Raw genomic sequence first — 20,634 nt, 5'->3', positions numbered from 1 at the left:
CCCCCGTTCTAGCGGCAACCGCCGCCGATGGCATGGGGGGCTGCGCGATCAGGGCGAACCGCTCCGGCCGATCGGCCGCACGCGATCGCGCCGGGCGCGAAAAGTTCGCATCACAAGTTCGAATCTCGCACCGAGTTGGCAGGACTCTTTCGAAACTATCACTTTCACGTGATAACGGTTCTCCAGCCGTCCGGCGTCGTTAGATTTTTTGAAGGGCCCGCAATCGCCGCGCTCGCGCGTTTTCCTTTCCTCCTGACCAAGAAGGGTAGTGGCATGAACCGTCACCAGCAGGAACGGGAGCCGTCGGGCCCGATCCGGGTGCTCTCCGTAGCATCCGAGATGTTCCCCTTCGTCAAGACGGGGGGACTGGGCGACGTGGTGGGCTCGCTGCCGGCGGCGCTGCGTACCGAGGGCGTGCTGGTGACGACCCTGCTGCCCGGCTACCCTGCGGTGCTGGACGCGCTGGAAGGCCCGGTGCGCGTGGCCGCGATGACGCCGCTGCCGGGCGTCGAGATCGCGCTGCTGGAAGGCTACGCCGCCGGTCATCACCTGCTGGTCATCGATTGTCCGCATCTGTTCCGCCGCAAGGGCAACCCCTATCTGGCGCCCGACGGCACCGACTGGCCCGATAACGGCGTGCGCTTCGCCTGCCTCTCGCGCGTCGCGGCCAGCATCGCCCAGGGGCATGTAGGCGGGTATCGCCCTGACCTGGTGATGGCGCATGACTGGCAGGCCGGCCTCACCGGGGCCTATCTGCATTATGACGGCCAGCCGGCCGCGCCGGTGGTGCAGACCATCCACAACCTGGCCTTCCAGGGCCGCTTCCCGGTGGCGGATCTCGAACGGTTCGGCCTCCCACCCCATGCTTTCACGATCGACGGGGTGGAATGTTACGGCGAAATCGGCTTCCTCAAGGCCGGCCTGCTCTTCGCCGCGCGCATCGTCACCGTCTCGCCGACCTACGCGCGCGAAATCCAGTCCCCCGAATGGGGCATGGGGCTGGACGGGCTGCTGCGCACCCGGGCGGACCAGCTCAGGGGGATCCTGAACGGTATCGACACCAATGACTGGAATCCCGAAACCGACCCGGCGGTCCTCTTCCCCTATCAGGTCGGCGACGTGGTGGGCCGCCGGCCCAACAAGCGGGCCTTCCAGGCGGAATTCGGCCTGCGGCAGGACCCGGATGTCTTCCTGCTGGGGCTGGTCAGCCGCCTGACGGGGCAGAAGGGGGTGGATATCCTGGCCGATATCGTGCCCCGCATCCTCGACCACCGCACGCAGCTTGTCGTGGTCGGCAGCGGCGATGTGGCGATGGAACGCGCGCTGGCCCGGCTGGCGCGCCAGTATCCCGACCGGCTGGCCTGCCATATCGGCTATAGCGAGCAGTTGGGCCACCGCATCCAGGCCTCGGCCGACAGCCTGCTGCTGCCGTCGCGCTTCGAGCCCTGCGGCCTGACCCAGCTCTGCGCGGTGCGCTATGGCTGCGTGCCCATCGCGGCGCGCGTCGGCGGCCTGGCCGATACCATCATCGACGCCAACGAGGCCGCGATGGCCAGCGATGTCGCGACCGGCTTCCTGTTCTCGCCGGTCGATGGCGAGACCCTGGCCGGCGCCATCCACCGCGCCGCCACCCTGTACCGGCAGCCGGCGCGCTGGGCGGGGCTGCAACGCAACGGCGCGCGCTACGACGTCTCCTGGGGGCGCAAGGCGCAGGAATATGCACGGCTGTTCCGCCGGGTCCTCGGCCGGCCGGAAATCGGCATGGCCGAATTCGACAATTCGTCGGTGCGGCGTCGCACGCCGCTGGCGGGGCCGGGCGGCGTCGTCCCGTCCGCGCGGGGCGTGCGGGCCGCCTGTCAGGCGGCCAGGCGCGGGCGGGTCCGCGCCAACGACCCGTTCGGCCGGCCTGGCTGACGACGCGGCGCCGGGCCGCCTGACAGGCGGCCCGCCCGTTCGTCCGCCCGTCTCCGCCTGCATTCCTGCCCGCCGGAATCCCGCCTCATGAACGTTGCCTCGAACGACAGTGCCTTTTTCCTTCCCCCCGGGACCGAAGACCTCCTGCGGGGCACCTGCCCCGACCCGTTCGCCATCCTCGGCCGCCAGGCGCACGGCCGTTCCGACATCGTGCGCGCCTTCTGTCCCGACGCGCGGGCGGTGCGGCTGGTGGTCCAGCGCCCGCGCTCGGCCCCGATCGAGCGCGCCATGCGCCGGGTGGACGAACGCGGCCTGTATGTCGGCACCGTGCCCGCCGGCGCCCGCTACCGGCTCAAGATCGGCTGGGCCGACGGGTGGGAGGAAACCGAAGATCCCTATTCCTTCGGCCTGCTGCTGGGCGATCTGGACCTGCACCTGTTCGCCCAGGGCCAGCATCGCGACCTCGACCGGGTGATGGGCGCCCAGCCGATGGTGGTCGACGGCGTGGCCGGCGTGCGCTTCGCGGTGTGGGCGCCCAACGCCTTCCGGGTGTCGGTGATCGGCGATTTCAATGTCTGGGACGGCCGCCGCCACCCCATGCGCCTGCGCCACGCGGCCGGAATCTGGGAATTGTTCATTCCCCGCATCGGCCCGGGCGAGCGCTATAAATACGAAATCATCGACGCCGAACACCGGCTGCTGCCCCCCAAGGCCGACCCGTATGCCCTGGCGGCGGAACAGCCGCCGGCCAACGCCTCGGTGGTGGCGGACACCACCCCCTTCGCCTGGACCGACGAGGACTGGATGCAGGGCCGCGCCGGCCGGCACGACGTTACCGCGCCGATGGCGATCTACGAGGTACACCTGGCCTCCTGGCGCCGCCCGGCGGGCGACCCGCACGGCATCCTGCGCTGGGACGATCTGGAACGGACGCTGATTCCCTACGTTGTCGATATGGGATTCACCCATATCGAGCTGATGCCGGTCATGGAGCATCCGTTCGACGGGTCATGGGGGTATCAGACGCTGGGCCTCTACGCGCCATCGGCCCGCTTCGGGGCGCCGCAGCAGTTCGCCGCCTTCGTCGATGCCTGCCACCGGGCCGGGGTGGGCGTGATCCTGGACTGGGTGCCGGCCCATTTCCCCGCCGACGCGCACGGCCTGGCCCATTTCGACGGCTCATGCCTGTACGAGCACGCGGACCGGCGCGAGGGCTACCACCCCGACTGGCACACGCTGATCTACAATTTCGGACGCAACGAGATTCGGGGCTTCCTGATCGGCAGCGCGCTGACCTGGCTGCGCCGCTACCATGTCGACGGGCTGCGGGTCGATGCCGTGGCCTCGATGCTCTATCGCGACTACAGCCGGCGCGAGGGCGAATGGCTGGCCAACATCCATGGCGGCCGCGAGAACCTGGAGGCCGTCGCCTTCGTGCGCGACCTGAACACGATCATCGCCGAACATTGTCCCCACACGCTGATGATCGCCGAGGAATCGACGGCCTGGCCCGGCGTCAGTTGGCCGGTGGCCGATGGGGGGCTGGGCTTTTCCTATAAATGGAACATGGGCTGGATGCACGACACGCTGGCCTATATCGGGCGCGACCCGCTCTGGCGCCGCTACCACCATTCCGAAATCATGTTCGGCCTGTACTATGCTTTTTCCGAGCGGTTCATCCTGCCGCTGTCGCATGACGAAGTCGTCCACGGCAAGGGCTCCCTGCTGGAGCGCATGCCCGGCGACGATTGGCGCAGACATGCCGGGCTGCGCGCCTATTTCGCCTTCATGTGGGGCCATCCGGGCAAGAAACTGCTGTTCATGGGCGGCGAACTGGCCCAGCCGTACGAATGGCGCGCGGATGGCGAGGTCGCATGGTACCGGCTGGACCAGCCGGAAGGGCGCGGCATGCAGGCGCTGGTCCGCGACCTCAACCGCCTGCACCGCGCCCGGCCGGCCCTGCATCGCGCCGACTGCACGTCCGACGGGTTCGAATGGCTGATCGGCGACGATGTCGACAATGCCGTCTTCGTCTGGCTGCGCCGCGCGCCCGACGCCGCCCCGGTCCTCGTGGTCTGCAACATGACGCCGGTGCCGCGCCCCGCCTACCGCGTGGGCGTGCCCTATGGGGGATATTGGCGCGAACTGCTCAATTCCGACGGAGGCGAATATGCGGGGTCCGGCATGGGCAATGGCGGCGGCGTCCAGGCCGAGCCCGAAGCCGCCCATGGCTACGACCATTCCTGCGTCCTCATCCTGCCGCCCCTCGCGGTCCTGTACCTCTCGCCGGAGTAAGCCCGTGCATGTTCAGAGCCTGACCGAAAATGCGCGCTGGCGGCGATCCAGCGCGCGTTGCCTGCGCTTCGGTGCTCATGGCCATCAAGGCCGCTCCGCTCCGATGCCCGGCAACACACACGCGCATTTTCGGTCAGGCTCTCAGACAGGGTCCGGCCGATGATGCGCTTTCCCGCCCGGCTGATGCGCGGCGCGCCCGCGCCCCTGGGCGCCACCTGGGACGGGCTGGGCGTCAATTTCGCGGTCTTCTCGGCCAACGCCCACCGCATCGACCTGTGCGTGTTCGATCACTCGGGCAGGCGCGAGGTCGCGCGGTTCGACCTGCCCGAACGCACCGATGAGGTCTGGCACGGCTACCTGCCCGACGCGCGGCCGGGCCTGCTCTACGGCTATCGCGCCTACGGCCCCTACGAGCCGCTGCGCGGCCACCGCTTCAACCCGCACAAGCTGCTGGTCGATCCCTATGCCCGCGCGCTGCATGGCACCCTGACCTGGTCGGACGCGCTGTTCGGCTATCGCGTCAACTCGCCGCGCGGCGACCTGTCGATCGACCGGCGCGACAGCGCCCCCGCCATGCCCAAGAGCGTGGTCACCAACGACGCCTTCAACTGGGGCGAGGACCGCCTGCCCCGCGTGCCGTGGGACCGCACCGTGATCATGGAAGCGCATGTGCGCGGCCTGTCGATGCGCCGCAACGACCTGATGCCGGTGGAACGCGGCACCTTCCGCGCCCTGTCCGACCCGCGCCTGGTCGACCATCTGCTGCATCTGGGCGTCACCACGCTGGAACTGATGCCGGTCCAGGCCTTCCTCAAGGACCGGTTCCTGGTCGAACGCGGGCTGACCAATTACTGGGGCTACAACACGCTGGCCTTCTTCGCGCCCCAGACCGGCTACCTGGCCGACGGCTCGCCGCACGAAATCCGCACCGCCATCCGCCGCCTGCACGCGGCCGGGATCGAGGTGATCCTCGACGTGGTCTACAACCATACGTGCGAGGGCAGCGAACTCGGCCCGACCCTGTGCTATCGCGGGCTGGACAATGCCGTCTATTACCGGCTGGTGCCAGAGGACGAGCGCCACCTGATCAACGATACCGGCTGCGGCAACACGCTCAACCTGTCGCACCCGCGCGTGCTGCAGATGGTCATGGATTCGCTGCGCCACTGGGCGGTCGATTTCCATATCGACGGGTTCCGCTTCGATCTCTGCTCCACCCTGGGGCGCGAGAGCTACGGGTTCGACCCGTTCTGCGGCTTCTTCGACGTGCTGCGCCAGGACCCGGTCCTGTCCACGCTCAAGCTGATCGCCGAACCGTGGGACCCGGGGCCCGGCGGCTACCAGCTCGGCAACCATCCGCCCGGCTTCGCCGAATGGAACGACCGCTACCGCGACACGGTGCGGCGCTTCTGGCGCGGCGATGCGCTGACGCGCGGCGACCTGGCGGCACGGCTCGCCGGCTCGGCCGATGTGTTCGACCGGCGCGGACGGCGCCCGTGGGCATCGGTCAATTTCGTGACCTCGCATGACGGTTTCACGCTGATGGACCTGGTCAGCTACGACCGCAAGCATAACGATGCCAATGGCGAGGGCGGGCAGGACGGCCATTCCGACAATCTCGGCCGCAACTGGGGGGTGGAAGGCCCGACCGACGATCCGGCGATCCTGGCGGTGCGCGCCCGGGTGCGGCGGGCCATGCTGGCCACCCTGTTCCTCTCGCAGGGTACGCCGATGCTGCTGGCGGGCGACGAATTCGGCCAGACCCAGGGCGGCAACAACAATGCCTACTGCCAGGACAACCCCGTCACCTGGCTGGACTGGCCGCTGGCCGCCTCGCCCGCCGGGCAGGCGATGACCGCCTATGTCGCCCGGCTGGCGGCCCTGCGCGCCGCCCACCCGTCCGTCCGCTGGCGCAGCTTCCTGTACGGCAAGCGCGAAACCCCCGCCGGCCTGCTCGACATCGCCTGGTACGATCCCGAGGGCCATCCGATGACGTCCGACGCCTGGAATGACGAGCACGGCAGAATCTTGGGCCTTTTGCGCTCCTGTACCGATGATTCCGGCGTCACCGATACCACCTACCTGATCATGAACGCGGGCGACGCGGACGCGGACTGCACCCTGCCGCCGATTCCGGGCGAATGGACGCTGCTGCTCGACAGCGCCGACCCGGCCCGGACCGGCTCGGTCGCGGACAGGCTGGCACGCTGGACGGTTGGCGCCCACGGCGTCGTGCTGCTCGGCTTCACCCCCGACGCACGGCATGCAAAGGGAACGGTCGATGCGTAAGACCCATGCTTTCGCCTGCAGTTTCGGCGCCACCCTGGTCGCGCCGCACCAGACGCGCTTTCGCCTCTGGGCACCGTCCAGTTCCTCGGTCGCGGTCGAGATCGAGGGGCAGGCCCCGGTACCGATGGAGCGCCATCCCCATGGCTGGTTCGAGGTCACGGCCCCCTGTGGTGCCGGCGCGCTCTATCGCTACCGGGTTGCCCCGCATCTGGCGGTGCCCGACCCGGCCTCGCGCGCCCAGCCGCGCGACGTGTCGGGCCCCAGCCAGGTGGTCGACCCCCGCGCCTATGACTGGCAGGAAAACGAATGGCGGGGCCTGCCGTGGGAACAGGCCGTCATCTACGAAATCCATGTCGGCGCGGCCGGCGGGTTTCGCGGCGTGCGCGACCGGCTTGCCCGGCTGGCGGCACTGGGAGTCACGGCCGTCGAACTGATGCCGCTGTCCGAATTCCCCGGCGGCCGCAACTGGGGCTATGACGGCGTGCTGCCCTACGCGCCGGAATCCGCCTACGGCACGCCCGACGACCTCAAGGCGCTGGTCGACCACGCCCACGCGCTGGGCATGATGATCTTTCTCGATGTCGTCTACAATCATTTCGGGCCGGAAGGGAATTTCCTCCCCGCCTACGCCGCCCCGTTCTTCCATGGCGGCCCGCAGACCCCCTGGGGCGACGCCATCGATTTCCGCCAGCCGGCCGTGCAGGCCTATTTTACCGAAAATGCCTTGTACTGGCTGATGGAATACCGGTTCGACGGGCTTCGCCTGGACGCGGTGCAGGCCATCGGCGAGCGCGACTGGCTGGTCGAGCTGGCGGCCCATGTCCGCGCCCGGACCGAGCCCGGCCGCCACGTGCATCTGATCCTGGAGAACGAGAACAACGATTCCGGCCTGCTGCGCTCGGGGTTCGACGCGCAATGGAACGATGACGGGCACAACGCCCTGCACGTGCTGCTGACCGGCGAGGACGAGGGCTATTACGCCAATTTCGCCACCGACCCCACCGGGCGCCTGGCGCGCGTGCTGGGCGAGGGCTTCGCCTTCCAGGGCGAGCTGTTTCCCACCCTCGGCCGCCCGCGCGGCATGGAAACGGGCGGCCTGCCACCCAGCGCCTTCATCCTGTTCCTGCAGAATCACGACCAGGTCGGCAATCGCGCGATGGGCGAGCGGCTGACGGTGCTGGCCCCGCCGCAGGCGCTGCGCGCCGCCTACGGGCTGCTGCTGCTGTCGCCGCAGATCCCGATGCTGTTCATGGGCGAGGAATGGGGCTCGCGCCGGCCGTTCCTCTATTTCACCAGCCATCCGCCCATCCTGGGCGATATCGTGCGCGACGGCCGAAGGCGCGAATTCGCCGCCTTCGCGCATTTCAGCGACCCGGCCCGGCGCGAGACGATCCCCGATCCCAACCACCCCGACACCTTTGCCGCGTCGGTCCCCCTGGCCGACGAGGCAGGCTCAGCCGAGGGGCGGGCATGGCAGGGTTTCTTCGCCACGCTGCTGCGCCTGCGCCACGCCCGCATCACGCCGCGCCTGCCCGGCGCCCGGGCCCTGGGCGCGCGGGTCGTGGGGCCGGGCGCGGTGGCCGCGCGCTGGCGGATGGGCGACGGGGCGATCCTGTCGATCGGCCTCAATCTCGGGCCGGATGCGGTCGACCTGCCGGACTGGGTGGCCGGCCCGATCCTGTACCAGGACCCGCCGCAGCCGGGCGGGCAGGGGCCCCTGCCGTCGCATGGCGTGGTCGTCCACCTGGCCGAGCCCCGGCCGCCTGCGGGAGCTGCCCATGAATGACCGCAGCCTGCGCATGCGGGCACGCAAGGCCGGGCTGGCCACCGCATGGCGCGATGCCGCCGGCGTTTCGCACCGTGTCGGGGCCGATACGCTGCGCGGCCTGCTGCGCGTGCTGGAAGACGGGGCGAGGCTGGAGGACGATGCGCTGCCGCCGATGGTGGTGGGGCAGGCGGGCGTGGCCACGGTGCTGCCGCTGCGTCCGTCGTCCGAACGGCTGGCCTTCCGGCTGGAATGCGAGGATGGCAGCGTCATCACGGGCCAGGCCGGCCACGCGCGCGACGGCTGCCCGAGGCTGCCCGCCATTTCGGATCTCGGCTATCACAGGCTGGAAATCGCGGGAAGGCGCACGGTGCTGGCCATCGCGCCGGCCCGCTGCCGCACGGTGGCCGACGCCACGGGCGGCGCGCGCGGCTGGGGGCTGTCGGTGCAGCTCCACGCCCTGCGCGCGCGGCATGATGCCGGGATCGGCCATTTCGGGGCCCTGGCCGATCTGGCGCGCCAGGCCGCCGCGGCCGGCGCCGACGCGCTGGCCATCAGCCCGGTCCATGCCATGTTCAGCGCCCGGCCCGCGCAGTTCAGCCCCTATTCTCCTTCCAGCCGGCTGTTCCTGAACGTGCTGCTCGCCGATATGCGAAGCTGGTTTTCCACGCACGATATCGGGGCGACGATGCGCCGGCTGCGCATCTCGCCACAGGCCGCGCGGGCGCTGGAAGACGCGCCGCTGATCGACTGGCCGCAGGCGGCCGAGCTGCGGCTGCGCATGCTGCGCGGCCTGTATGACGATGTCATCCGCCCTGCGCCGCCGGCCGAACTGACGGCCTTCGTCGCCGCCCATGGCCGCGCGCTGCATTGCCACGCGGTGTTCGAGGCGTTGCAGGCGCATCAGCTCGGCCGCGGCCCGCGCGGCGGCAACTGGCGCGCCTGGCCCACCGCGCTGCGCGATCCCGCCAGCCCCGAGGTCGCGCGCTTCGCCGAGGAACGCCATCACGACGTCTGCTTCCACCTGTTCCTGCAATGGCTGGCGGCGCGCGGCCTGCACGGCGCGGGCCAGGCGGCGCGCGACGGCGGCATGCGCATCGGCCTGATCGCGGACCTGGCGGTCGGTACCGATCCGGCCGGCAGCCAGTGCTGGGCCAACCAGGATGATTTCCTGATCGGCGGCTCGGTCGGCGCGCCGCCGGACCCGCTGGGCCCGCTGGGACAGAATTGGGGGCTGACCACTTTCTCCCCCGGCGCGTTGCGCGCCCACGGCTACCGCGCCTTCATCGACACGCTGCGCGCCACGCTCACGCGCCAGGGCGGCGTGCGCATCGACCATGTGATGGGGCTGGAACGGCTGTGGGTGATCCCCGAGGGCGCGTCGGCCGCCGACGGGGCCTATCTCTCCTTCCCGGGGCGGGACCTGATGCGGCTGGTGGCGCTGGAATCGCACCGGCACCAGGCGGTGGTGATCGGCGAGGATCTGGGCACCGTGCCCGCGGGTTTTCGCACCCGCGCGGCCCGGCGGTCGATCATGGGCATGAACGTGCTATGGTTCCAGCGCGATGCACAGGGCGCGTTCCTGCCGCCCGACAAATGGGGAGCGAACGATGTGGCCATGACGACCACGCACGACCTGCCCACGGTAGCCGGCTGGTGGCAGGCCACCGACATCGGCTGGCGCAAGAGCCTGCGCCAGTTGGCGCGCGGCACGAAGGCCGAGGACGCGCTGGCCGCCCGCGCGCATGACCGTACTGCGCTGTGGGCGGCGCTGCATCCGCCGGCCGCGCCCGATCCGCCGCCCGTCACGCCCGACGGCGCGGCCCGCGTGGTCGATGCGGCGGCGCGCTTCGTCGGCACCGCCGCCTCGGCACTGGCGATCCTGCCGCTGGAAGATGCGCTGGGCCTGCCCGAGCAGCCCAACCTGCCCGGCACCATCTCCGGCCACCCCAACTGGCAGCAGCGCTACCCGCCCGGCCCGCCGGTGCTGGAGCGGCCGGACGCGGCCCGCCGGCTGGACCTGCTGCGCACCGCCCGGAACCGCGTATGACGGCGGGCGTGCGCGCGACCGTCCGCCTGCAATTCCACGCCGGCTTCACGCTGGATGACGCGGTCCCGCTGGTCGCGTATTTCGCCGGTCTCGGGATCAGCCATCTCTATGCCTCGCCGCTGCTGGCCGCCCGCCCGGGCTCGACCCACGGCTACGACACGCTGGATTACAGCCGCATCAACCCCGAGCTGGGCGGGCGCGAGGCCCTGGCCCGTCTGGTGGCGCGGCTGCGCGCGCACGGCATGGGGCTGATCCTCGATATCGTGCCCAACCACATGGCGGTGGGCGGCAGTGGCAATGCGTGGTGGGAGGATGTGCTGGCCTGGGGGCGGGCCAGCCGGTGCGCCCCTATGTTCGACATCGACTGGTCTCCGCCCGACGACAGCCTGCGCGGCCGCGTGCTGCTGCCCTTCCTGGCCGATCCCTACGGCGACTGCCTGGAAAACGGCACGCTGGAACTGCGTTACGACGCGGCCGAGGGCAGTTTCGCCTGCTGGCATTACGAACACCGTTTCCCGATCTGCCCCGATCACTATGCAGACCTGTTCGAGGCCGAAGACACGCCGCCGCCCGACGGTCTGGCGGACTGGGCGCGCACGCCCCGGGGCGCGGCCGCCGTCGCGCGCGCGCTGGCGCGCATGGCCGGGCCCGAGGGACGGCCCCGCCTGCATGCGCTGCTCGAGCGCCAGCATTACCGGCTGGCCTGGTGGCGCACGGCCTCCGACCTGATCAACTGGCGGCGTTTCTTCGACATCACCGGCCTGGCCGGGCTGAGCGTCGAGCATCCCGACGTGTTCGACGCCGTGCATCGCACGATCATCGGCCTGTATGCCGACGGGCTGATCGACGGCGTGCGCGTCGACCATATCGACGGGCTGACCCAACCGGGCGCTTATACCGCGCGCCTGCATCGCGCCCTCGCCGCTGCCGCCTCGGCCCGCCCGCCCGGCGCCCCATCGGGCACCCCCCTCTATGTCGAGAAGATTCTGGCCGTGGAGGAGGTGCTCCCCACCGGCTGGGCGGTCGACGGCACCACCGGCTACGATTTCCTGGAACAGGTCGACCTGCTGCTCCACGACCAGCGCGGCGCGGACGCGCTGGACGATCTGTGGGTATGGGGTGCGGGCGGCGCCACCAGCTTCCATGCGGAGCAGGAAGCCGCGCGCGAGGCGGTGCTGGACGGCACGCTGGCCGCCGACCTGGCCCGCTTGGTCCACGCCCTGGCCACCCTGGCACGCCGCGACCCGCGCGCCCGCGACTTCACGCCCGCCGCGCTGGAACGCGTACTGCGCCGCCTCCTCATCCGCTTTCCCGTCTACCGGACCTATGAAGGCGATGGCGGCGAAGTGCTGCACACGGTCTGCCAGTCCGTGCGCGCCGGGCTGGTGCCGGCACAGCAACCGGTGCTGGACTGGCTGGAGCGGCAACTCGGCCCGCAAGCCCCGGAAGATGCCGCCGGCGCCATCGCCTGCTTCGCGCACCTCACGGCCCCGCTTGCTGCCAAAGCCGTTGAAGATACAGCATTTTATCGCTATGGCCGCCTGCTGTCGCGCAACGATGTCGGCACGCATCCCGGCCAGTTCGGCGGCACCGTCGCCGCCTTTCACGCCGCCAATATCGTGCGCCGCCGCGACTGGCCCCGCGCCATGCTGGCCACCGCCACCCACGACCACAAGCGCGGCGAAGACGCCCGCGCGCGCCTGGCCGTGCTGTCCGAACTGGCCCAGGAATGGGTGCGCGTCGCCACACGCTGGAGCACCTTCAACGCCCCGCTACGCCAGCGGATCACGACCCGCTCAGGCCCCTGCGCCGCGCCCGACCGCGCGGACGAACTGATTCTCTACCAGACGCTGCTGGGCGCCTGGCCGGTCGGGGACGGCCCGCTCGAGCACAGGATCACGGCGGAATTCCGCGATCGCGTGGCGGCCTGGCAGGTCAAGGCCCTGCGCGAGGCCAAACGCCACACAAGCTGGATCGACCCGGAACCCGCCTATGAGCAGGCCTGCGGGGCCTTCCTCGACGGCCTGCTCTCCCCCCATCCCGAAAACCGGTTTCCCCGGATGCTGGATGCATTCGTCAACCAGATCGCCCCGGCGGGCGCGCTGAACGGGCTGGCGCAGACACTGCTGCGCCTGACCAGCCCCGGCGTGCCGGACCTGTATCAGGGCTGCGAATTCTGGGATTTCAGCCTGGTCGATCCCGACAATCGCCGGCCGGTCGATTTCGCGGCCCGCATGGCGGCGCTGGCCGAGGGCGCCGATTTCGGATCGCTGCTGCCGCACTGGCGCGACGGCAGGGTGAAACAGGCGCTGATCGCGGCAGTACTGCGGTTCTGGGCCGCTCATCCCGACCTGTTCGCCGAGGGGGCGTACCGGCCCGTCAGGGTCAGGGGCACCCGGCGCCAGCATCTGGCCGCCTTCGCCCGCGTCACGGCAGGGGTGACGATGCTGGTGATCGCACCGCGCCTGCCCGCCGCCCTGATGCCGGACTCCAGCGACCTGTCCTGCCCCGCCATGCTCTGGCGCGGCACGGCGCTGGACTGGGACGACGCCCCGGCCGGCCCATGGCGCTCGCTGCTCTACCCGGGCCGCCTTCTCGACCGTGCGGCGATGCTGGACCTGGCCATGCTGGCCGACGCGGCACCGCTGGATGTGCTGGTGTCCGTCTGACCTGCTATGTCCGGCGTTCCAGCAGCACGGCCTGTTCCCTCCCCATGCGAATGGGACCGACGGGCAGAAAACCAGTCTTTTCCGCCACACGGAGCGAAGGGCGGTTATCGGGGGCCACGAGGCAGACCGCCCAGTAGCCGAACCCCAGCACCGGCCACAGGCCCCGATAGCGCAGCAGTCGCGCCCAGCTTTCCTGCGCCGTGGCCGGTTTGCCGCTGATATGCCGGACGACGGCCGGATCGCTCCACATCTCGGCCAGGGGGCCGAAATCGGCGCTTTCGTGCAGCGTCAGCCGCAGCCGGTCGGTTTCGACGATGTGTCCTGGGGGCTCTGGCATCGGGGTCTGCATCCTTTCATGAAGCGCACGGCAGTTTCTCTTTCAAAATAACTTCACTGTTTTTGCCCCGGGCTTTCCGCTGAGTGTGCGCTGTCATAGCGCCTTTGGCCAAGGGAGGGGATGCCTTGTCGGAGACAACCGTACCGCGCAGTCATTTTCTGCGTCCTAGAATGGACAGCGGGGGAACCCCCGCATTCAGGATCTTCTTCCTGGCCGTGCTGGCATGCGCGCTGGGCTTCGTCGGCTACAGTGTTCTGGCCGATCTGCAGGCGGCGGGCGAGCAAGGGCTGGCCGTCGGGGCGTTCGCCCTGCTGGCGCTGGCGCTGCTGATCGCGCTGGGCTTCGAATTCGTCAATGGCTTCCACGACACGGCGAACGCCGTCGCGACCGTGATCTATACGAACAGCATGCCTCCCATGGTGGCCGTCGTATGGTCGGGCGTGTGGAACCTACTGGGCGTGCTGGTCTCATCCGGTGCCGTCGCCTACAGCGTGGTCACGCTGCTGCCGGTCGAACTCATCCTCCAGGTGGGCAGTGGCGCGGGATACGCGATGATCTTCGCCCTGCTGATCGCCGCCATTGTATGGAATCTCGCAACGTGGGCGATGGGCGTGCCGAACAGTTCCTCGCACGCCCTGATCGGCTCGATCATGGGAGTGGGTATCGCCAACCAGCTAATGGCGCCTGCCGGGGCGGCGACCTACGGCGTCGACTGGTCGCAGGTTTCGAAGGTTTTCAGCGCGCTACTGTTCAGCCCGCTCTGCGGCTTCGCGCTGTCCATGATGCTGTTCTGGCTGTTCCGCGTGCTGGTGCGCAACCGGACGCTGTTCGAGACGCCCGCGGGACACAAGCCCCCGCCCCTGTGGATTCGCGGTCTGCTGATCGGCACCTGCACCGGCGTCTCCTATTTCCATGGTGGCAATGACGGGCAGAAAGGCATGGGCCTGATCATGCTCATCCTGATCGGCGCGGCACCCACCGCCTATGCGCTCAATCGCGCCATGCCGGAATCGGCCATGCCGGCCTTCGTTCAGTCGGCCGGGGACGCCGCAGGCATCTTCCGCCATCACATGACGGGCACCGAGGCCGACGACATCGCGGCGGCCCGCGCGCGCGTGACGGCGGCGCTGCGCGACAAGGCGGTCGCCGATGGCCGGGTCTATGGCGCGCTGGCCGTGCTGTCGGACGACATCGCGGGCTCGGTCAAGGGATATCGCAGCCTCAATGCCATCCCCGCCGCCCAGGTGCCGAACGTCCGCACGGACATGTATCTGGTATCGGATGCGATCCGCGTGCTTGGCAAGACCAATGCCTTCGAAGGCACCGAGGCCGTCGGCCTCAAGAATTTCATGAGCCAGCTCAACGCGGGCACGCGCTTCATCCCCACCTGGGTCAAGGTCGCCGTCGCGGTGGCACTGGGTCTGGGCACGATGGTCGGCTGGAAACGCATCGTCGTCACCGTGGGCGAGAAAATCGGCAAGACGCACCTGAACTACGCGCAGGGCGCCTCGGCGGAACTGGTCGCGATGGGGACGATCGGCCTGGCCGAGGGCTATGGCCTGCCGGTCTCCACCACCCATATCCTCTCAAGCGGCGTGGCGGGCACCATGGCGGCGGCGGGCTCGGGCCTGCAATGGCGAACGTTGCGCACCATGGCCATGGCCTGGGTGATCACACTGCCCGCTGCCATGTTGATCAGCGGTGCGCTGTTCTTTATCCTGAGGCATGTCTTCTGACACGAGGCCATGAAAGCCGAACGACCCGCCCCGGCCCTGCGCCGCGTGGCGGGCCTTCTGGCGGCACTCTACCCCTTGACGATGGGGGACGGCATTCTGGCCGCCACCCCGCCGCTGGTCACCGATGTCCTGCCTTCAGGCGTGCCGCTGCCCCCTCCGACGCCGGTGGAAGTGCAGCCGCCCGAAGACCCGGGTAGCGAACTTCTGGGAGAGGCCGGGGGCGCGCGGCCCTGGCTGGCCCGCCACGGCATCCGGATCAACATGCAGGATGTCGAGGAATTATGGGGCCTCGCTTCAGGCGGCCTGCATACCGGACCCACCTATGACGGCATGACGGCCGTGACCTTGATGTTCGACACCGAGCGTGGCTTCGGCTGGCCCGACGGGTTGCTGAATGTCAGCGCGTTGCAGATCCGCGGCCGGTCGTTGACGGGCGAGCGGCTCGGGGCGGTGAATGCCGTCAGTGGCTACGATGCCGGGCGCTCGACCCGGCTGTTCGAACTCTGGTACGGCCAGGGCTTCTTCGCGAACCTGCTGGATGTCCGGGTGGGGTCGATCGACCTCGATACCGAGTTTTTGGTCAGTCAGAACGCCTCATTCTTCCTCAATTCCAGTTTCGGCTGGCCGCTCTCGACCTCCAGTAACCTGTATTCCGGAGGGCCGTCCTGGCCCTTCTCGGCCCTGGGGGTGCGGGCGAAATGGACGCCGATCGACCAACTGGTGCTGATGGGCGCTGTCACCGACGACAACCCGACGCGCGGCCCCTTCTACAGCGCCATCGCGCCCACGCAGCGCGACCCGTCGGGCACCGCATTTTCGACCAGCGGTGGGACGCTGTTCATCGGTGAGGCCCAGCTTTCAATCGATGTCGCCCGCAGGATAGCCGATCAAGCGACCCCCAGCCTGTCGGGAACGTGGAAGCTCGGCGGCCTTTACGACACCGGCCGCTTCCCCGACCAGCGATACGACGATCACGGCGGCCTGCTGGCAGCACCGGACAGTACGGGCCAGCCGCGCTACCATCGTGATAATTGGATGATCTACATGGTGGCCGACCAGATGATCTGGCGGGCGGCACCGGGGTCGAGCAAGACGATCAGCCTGTTCGTGCGTGCCACCGCCAATGACGGCTCGCGCAACCGGTTCTCCACCGAGATCCAGGGCGGCGTGACGTTCGACGGGATGGTCCCGGGCCGGACTGACGACACGATCGGCATCGCCTGGGGAACTGGTTTCTATGGTAGCCGGGCAATCGACAATGCGCGCGATGCCATGCGTCTGGGCACCAGCCTGGCAGGCGCGCTGAAGCCCGAGCAGCATATCGAGGTGACCTATCAGGCAGCCGTGACCCCGTACCTCATCATCCAGCCCGATTTTCAATATTTCTGGCATGTCGGCGGCACGTCGTTCGACCCGCAGACGGGGCGGCCCATCGGTAACGGTGCCGTGCTGGGCGTGAACATGACCACCACGTTCTGAAGACTCGATCGCAGGGATTCATGAAAATTTCAAAGCGTTTTCCTGTGGAAAGGCCTACTTCGGCCGGTACGGCGCATGGTGCGCGGCATGGAAGGCAGCGACAATGGACGATGAGGATCTGAAGAGCCTGTCGGTGGAAGAACGCGAGCGCGTGCAGATGCGCCGCGAGCTCATCGACGATCTGGACGAGGAGTTCGAACTCTCCCTGGAGGAAGAGGCCATCGGTGGAACCCTCGACGCGTCCGAGCGCGCGTTTCGGCGCGTCTATTTCCGCGAACTGGTTCGTCTTCAGGGCGAACTGATCAAGCTGCAGGATTGGGTGAAGGCGACCGGCCATCGCCTGGTCGTGATTTTCGAAGGGCGAGACGCCGCCGGGAAGGGCGGCGCGATCAAGCGGATCACCCAGCGGCTGAATCCGCGCCTGTGCCGCGTCGCCGCCCTGCCGGCACCCAATGATCGCGAGCGCACGCAATGGTATTTTCAGCGCTACGTGGCCCATCTGCCTGCGGCGGGTGAGATCGTCCTGTTCGACCGGAGCTGGTACAACCGTGCGGGGGTCGAACGCGTCATGGGCTTCTGTACCGAGGATGAATATGAGGAGTTCTTCCGTTCGGTGCCAGAATTCGAGCGGATGCTCGTCCGCAGCGGCATCCAGATTGTCAAGTTCTGGTTTTCGATCACAGATGACGAGCAGGAGGCCCGCTTCCGCGCGCGGATCGAAGATCCGCTGAAACAGTGGAAGCTCAGCCCGATGGATCTGGAAAGCCGTCGCCGCTGGGAGGATTATACCCGTGCGAAGGAGACGATGCTCGAGCGGTCCAGCATCGACGAAGCGCCGTGGTGGGTGGTGCAGGCGGTCGACAAGAAGCGTGCGCGTCTGAACTGCATCGCCCATCTGCTCTCGCTCGTACCCTACGGGCCGGTGCCGAAGCCGGATGTGGTGTTGCCCGAACGCGTCTATCATCCCGATTACGAACGGCAGCCGACCCCGGATGCGATGATCGTTCCCGCGTGCTACTGACGCGGCCCGCGCGAGGAGCTGGAGCGCCCTGGGGTTCGCATTCTGCCGCTTGATCTGCAGCGGCCTTCCTGCTGGAAAGGCCGGCATCGTGCGAATCCTTGGTGGCGCTCTGGCGTTAGCGGGGGTTGTATCTTTTCGGGACGCGGAACAGGGTCCTGGGACAAGCGGGTTTGGAGGGATGCTGATAATTAATAGCATGACGCGACCCATGCCGGGCTGCGCTCATTCACCAGCCCATATTTCCAAACAGAATCTTAATAGGTTTCCGTTATCTGAATATTAAGTTTGTGCCCGTCAAAGTATAATGCTCCTGTCCGGCAACTTTCAATCATGATATAAGAGAGAATTATTTATGAACAATCATGATTTGTCTGACTTCAAATCCAGGCAAGATTTCGTTTCGATGAACGAAAGTGATTTTCGTTCCATCCGATCTGTTCAGGCTCTCATTGATCGAGAAGTACCGGTCGCGCTTGACAAATTTTATGCCCAGGTTCGTCAGACGCCGAAGGCGCGGAGTTTCTTTTCTTCCGAATCACAGATCGAGCATGCGAAACATGCCCAGCGGACGCATTGGAAACGGATTTCCGGTGCGCAGTTCGACGATGAATATGTCAAAAAGGTCCAGGCGATCGGTTCGGTACACGCCCGCATCGGGTTGGATCCGAGCCTGTATATCGGTGGTTATGGGATCATTCTGAACCATCTCGTTCAGTCCGTCACCGGCGATATGCTCTCGCATCGTGGTTTCCTTTCCCGGACCTCATCACGGGTGGCGCGGAACCTCGGGGATGTGATCGGCAGCCTGTGCAAGGCGGTGCTGATGGAGATCGACCTGACGGTGTCGTCGTATCTGGATGACCTCAACAAGGCGCGCGTCGCGATGCAGGCGGAACAGGACCGCCGTGCTCAGGAAGATCGTGAGGTGATTGAGATTATCGGCAGCGCCCTGACGGCGTTGGCCAATGGTGACCTGACCCATCGCATCGAAAGCGGCCGGATACCGGAGCGCCTGGATGCGCTGAAGCAGCATTTCAACCTGACGGCCGAGACGCTGGAACACAGCCTGGCCAAGATCGCGGTGAATGCGACCGATATCGTGTCGAACACCGACGGGATTCGCCAGGGGGCCGAGAATCTTGCTCGCCGCAGCGAACAGCAGGCAGCGACCCAGGAGGAAATGTCGGTGGCGCTGAGCCAGATCACGCAACGGGTCGCGAAGACGGCCGAGGAAACCCGGAAGGCCAACGAGATGGCCAACATGGCGCGCGACGATGCCGAGCATGCGGGCAGCGTCGTCCGTGGCACGATCGCAGCGATTTCGGAGATCGAGAAATCATCCCGGGAAATGGCAGGCATTATCGGGATCATTAACGAAATTTCGTTCCAGACCAATATTCTGGCCCTCAATGCCAGTGTCGAGGCAGCACGGGCTGGGGATGTGGGCCGTGGCTTTGCCGTGGTGGCCAGCGAGGTCCGCGCGCTGGCGCAGCGCTCGGCCGATGCAGGCCGGGAAATCTCGGCGTTGATCAGTCTGTCGGGCGGACAGGTGAAATCCGGCGTGACGCTGGTGCATGAGGCCGGTGATGCGTTGCGGCGTATCATGTCGCAGGTGCAGCAGATCAACGATGTCGTGTCGACCATTTCGGATTCGGCACAGGAGCAGTCTGCCAGCATCAGCCAGTTGAATATCGCCATGGGCGGGTTGGAACAGACGACCCAGAAAAATGCTGCCGTCGCTGAGGAAAGTGCCTCGGCGGTGCGCAATCTGGTGGCAACATCCGACGAACTGACGCGAATGGTCGCGGGGTTCGTCCTGTCCGGCAGAGACATGCGGCCTGCATTTCCGCGGCAAAAGCCCAAGCTGGCCCTGATCCGGACGGAGTGAGCGATCGCGCAGGCTGTCACGCGGACGGCTGGTCCGCCATCGTGCGGTGCAGGAAGGCACTGATCTCATCCGCCATGACGTGTTGAAAGCCGGTGCGGTCGAAGCCCGGCGGGTCCTGCGATGGCGGAAAATCCGGGCGTACCATGTTCGCGGGGAAGGGGCTGAGGAACGAGAAATGTCCCGCGCCGGGCACGCAGCGATTATCGATCAGCGCCGGGTCCGGCACGCCCTGCATGACGATATCGGCCAGCGCCGGCGGGGTGACGTCGTCCTTGGCTGCCGTGCGCATCAGGATCGGACAGCGGACCGTCGACAGGGCGCCGGGACCGCGGAACCACCCGGTGGCCGGGGCCAGCAGCACCAGCGCGTGAACGCGCCGGTCATGCGTGATGGCGATGCGGCGTGGCGGATCGTCCGGGCTGCGTCCGCCGCTCCATGGCTGCCCTCCCGCCGCTGCCAGTACCGTGTAGGTGCCCAGGGAATGGCCTATCAGTGCCACGCGCTCCGGCCGCAGGGCGGGGCCGACCACCGGGTCGGCGAAGGCGGCGGCGATGCTCAGGCACACGTGCCGGGGGCGGTTTTCCAGATTGGCCAGTGTGCGGGCCAGCGCGTCGTCGTTCAGGCTGTTGCCGGGGTGTTTCGGCATGGCGATCACGAAGCCGCGCGACGCCAGGGCCATTGCCAGGTCACGATAGACCCAGGGCGATCCGCCATTGCCATGAGACAGCACGACCAGCGGCCGAGCATGGCCCGCGACCGGTCCTTCGGCGAGGGGTAGGCGATAGGGGCCGAAGCGGCGCGGATATGGTGTGCCGGTGGTGGGATAGAGGATCGCCAGTTCGATCGCCGCGTCCTGCACCTCATCATGCAGCGTCAGGCCACGATAGCCCACCACATGCTCGGTGGAACCTGATGCGTCGTCGTGGCTCTGTTCCATCCCTGATCCTTTCCGCTCGTGCCATGGGTGTTCCGGCCTAGTGGCGTCAACATGCCGATATCGGATCGGGTGGGCCAGTGGCGGCGACGCATCGCTTGCGTTCCTGCGCCGAATGGGCGGCGTACCGCTTCCGCTCGATATCGAAACGCCTAAAACATGCTCGTGAAGCAGGCCTTGGCCGGACATGCTTGTCCGGCTGGGTGAACAGTCTATTGAAAACAGAAATCTATAACCATTTTCGCGCCTGGAGGGGC

12 protein-coding genes are annotated in these 20,634 nt (G+C 67.8%); 10 read left to right on the top strand and 2 right to left on the bottom strand.

All coding sequences use genetic code 11. From position 1 onward, the window contains the following. Nucleotides 1–273 precede the first annotated feature (273 nt). The 6 genes from glgA to treY all read left to right on the top strand — a co-directional run bounded on the left by glgA (nucleotide 274) and on the right by treY (nucleotide 12,982). The gene (gene glgA, locus HLH36_RS00315) at nucleotides 274–1,914 is read left to right on the top strand and encodes a glycogen synthase GlgA (protein WP_182984546.1); all 1,641 of its coding nucleotides are present in this window, start codon (nucleotides 274–276) and stop codon (nucleotides 1,912–1,914) included. Nucleotides 1,915–2,001: 87 nt separating this feature from the next. After that, nucleotides 2,002–4,209: a 1,4-alpha-glucan branching protein GlgB gene (gene glgB / locus HLH36_RS00310; protein WP_182984545.1), complete on the top strand. Its 2,208-nt coding sequence runs from the start codon at nucleotides 2,002–2,004 to the stop codon at nucleotides 4,207–4,209. Between the two features lie 159 nt (nucleotides 4,210–4,368). Further along, nucleotides 4,369–6,498 (top strand): glycogen debranching protein GlgX, encoded by a 2,130-nt coding sequence (gene glgX / locus HLH36_RS00305; protein ID WP_182984544.1) that lies wholly within the window; start codon nucleotides 4,369–4,371, stop codon nucleotides 6,496–6,498. Then, nucleotides 6,491–8,284, top strand: coding sequence for a malto-oligosyltrehalose trehalohydrolase (treZ, locus tag HLH36_RS00300; RefSeq protein ID WP_182984543.1), 1,794 nt, complete (start codon nucleotides 6,491–6,493; stop codon nucleotides 8,282–8,284). The genes glgX and treZ overlap by 8 nt, the downstream gene beginning before the upstream one ends. After that, nucleotides 8,277–10,313 (top strand): 4-alpha-glucanotransferase, encoded by a 2,037-nt coding sequence (malQ, locus tag HLH36_RS00295; protein ID WP_182984542.1) that lies wholly within the window; start codon nucleotides 8,277–8,279, stop codon nucleotides 10,311–10,313. Before treZ ends, malQ begins: the two co-directional genes overlap by 8 nt. Next, nucleotides 10,310–12,982 carry a malto-oligosyltrehalose synthase gene (gene treY / locus HLH36_RS00290; RefSeq protein ID WP_182984541.1) on the top strand — a complete coding sequence of 891 codons (2,673 nt, stop codon included), beginning with the start codon at nucleotides 10,310–10,312 and terminating at the stop codon, nucleotides 12,980–12,982. Before malQ ends, treY begins: the two co-directional genes overlap by 4 nt. A 4-nt stretch (nucleotides 12,983–12,986) precedes the next feature. Here the strand turns inward: treY and HLH36_RS00285 are convergent, their stop codons facing one another. Then, nucleotides 12,987–13,319, bottom strand: coding sequence for a GNAT family N-acetyltransferase (locus tag HLH36_RS00285; RefSeq protein ID WP_182984540.1), 333 nt, complete (start codon nucleotides 13,317–13,319; stop codon nucleotides 12,987–12,989). 170 nt (nucleotides 13,320–13,489) lie between these two features. On the opposite strand from HLH36_RS00285, the gene HLH36_RS00280 reads away from it, so the two are divergent. The 4 genes from HLH36_RS00280 (at nucleotide 13,490) to HLH36_RS00265 (ending at nucleotide 19,443) form a co-directional block, all read left to right on the top strand. After that, complete coding sequence (locus HLH36_RS00280; RefSeq protein WP_182984910.1) at nucleotides 13,490–15,055, top strand: inorganic phosphate transporter; 1,566 nt, start codon at nucleotides 13,490–13,492, stop codon at nucleotides 15,053–15,055. A 9-nt stretch (nucleotides 15,056–15,064) separates the two neighbouring features. Then, entirely contained in the window at nucleotides 15,065–16,534 is a 1,470-nt protein-coding gene (locus HLH36_RS00275) for a carbohydrate porin (RefSeq protein ID WP_182984539.1), read from the top strand. Nucleotides 16,535–16,691: 157 nt separating this feature from the next. Then, nucleotides 16,692–17,555: a polyphosphate kinase 2 gene (gene ppk2, locus HLH36_RS00270; RefSeq protein ID WP_408871830.1), complete on the top strand. Its 864-nt coding sequence runs from the start codon at nucleotides 16,692–16,694 to the stop codon at nucleotides 17,553–17,555. 352 nt (nucleotides 17,556–17,907) lie between these two features. After that, complete coding sequence (locus HLH36_RS00265) at nucleotides 17,908–19,443, top strand: globin-coupled sensor protein (protein WP_182984537.1); 1,536 nt, start codon at nucleotides 17,908–17,910, stop codon at nucleotides 19,441–19,443. Nucleotides 19,444–19,459: 16 nt separating this feature from the next. Here the strand turns inward: HLH36_RS00265 and HLH36_RS00260 are convergent, their stop codons facing one another. Further along, entirely contained in the window at nucleotides 19,460–20,380 is a 921-nt protein-coding gene (locus HLH36_RS00260) for an alpha/beta hydrolase family protein (protein WP_182984536.1), read from the bottom strand. Nucleotides 20,381–20,634 lie beyond the last annotated feature (254 nt).

The organism is Gluconacetobacter aggeris (assembly GCF_014174395.1).
Lineage (GTDB): Bacteria > Pseudomonadota > Alphaproteobacteria > Acetobacterales > Acetobacteraceae > Gluconacetobacter > Gluconacetobacter aggeris.
This window is presented reverse-complemented; position numbering and strand designations above follow the sequence as displayed.

What these genes read in the sequence shown, in the direction of transcription:
- HLH36_RS00275 (WP_182984539.1), top strand. Translation starts at nt 15,065, where the DNA reads ATGAAAGCCGAACGACCCGCCCCGGCCCTGCGCCGCGTGGCGGGCCTT.
- HLH36_RS00280 (WP_182984910.1), top strand. Translation starts at nt 13,490, where the DNA reads ATGGACAGCGGGGGAACCCCCGCATTCAGGATCTTCTTCCTGGCCGTG.
- treZ (WP_182984543.1), top strand. Translation starts at nt 6,491, where the DNA reads ATGCGTAAGACCCATGCTTTCGCCTGCAGTTTCGGCGCCACCCTGGTC.
- treY (WP_182984541.1), top strand. Translation starts at nt 10,310, where the DNA reads ATGACGGCGGGCGTGCGCGCGACCGTCCGCCTGCAATTCCACGCCGGC.
- malQ (WP_182984542.1), top strand. Translation starts at nt 8,277, where the DNA reads ATGAATGACCGCAGCCTGCGCATGCGGGCACGCAAGGCCGGGCTGGCC.
- glgA (WP_182984546.1), top strand. Translation starts at nt 274, where the DNA reads ATGAACCGTCACCAGCAGGAACGGGAGCCGTCGGGCCCGATCCGGGTG.
- glgX (WP_182984544.1), top strand. Translation starts at nt 4,369, where the DNA reads ATGATGCGCTTTCCCGCCCGGCTGATGCGCGGCGCGCCCGCGCCCCTG.
- ppk2 (WP_408871830.1), top strand. Translation starts at nt 16,692, where the DNA reads ATGCGCCGCGAGCTCATCGACGATCTGGACGAGGAGTTCGAACTCTCC.
- HLH36_RS00260 (WP_182984536.1), bottom strand. Translation starts at nt 20,380, where the DNA reads ATGGAACAGAGCCACGACGACGCATCAGGTTCCACCGAGCATGTGGTG.
- glgB (WP_182984545.1), top strand. Translation starts at nt 2,002, where the DNA reads ATGAACGTTGCCTCGAACGACAGTGCCTTTTTCCTTCCCCCCGGGACC.
- HLH36_RS00265 (WP_182984537.1), top strand. Translation starts at nt 17,908, where the DNA reads ATGAACAATCATGATTTGTCTGACTTCAAATCCAGGCAAGATTTCGTT.
- HLH36_RS00285 (WP_182984540.1), bottom strand. Translation starts at nt 13,319, where the DNA reads ATGCCAGAGCCCCCAGGACACATCGTCGAAACCGACCGGCTGCGGCTG.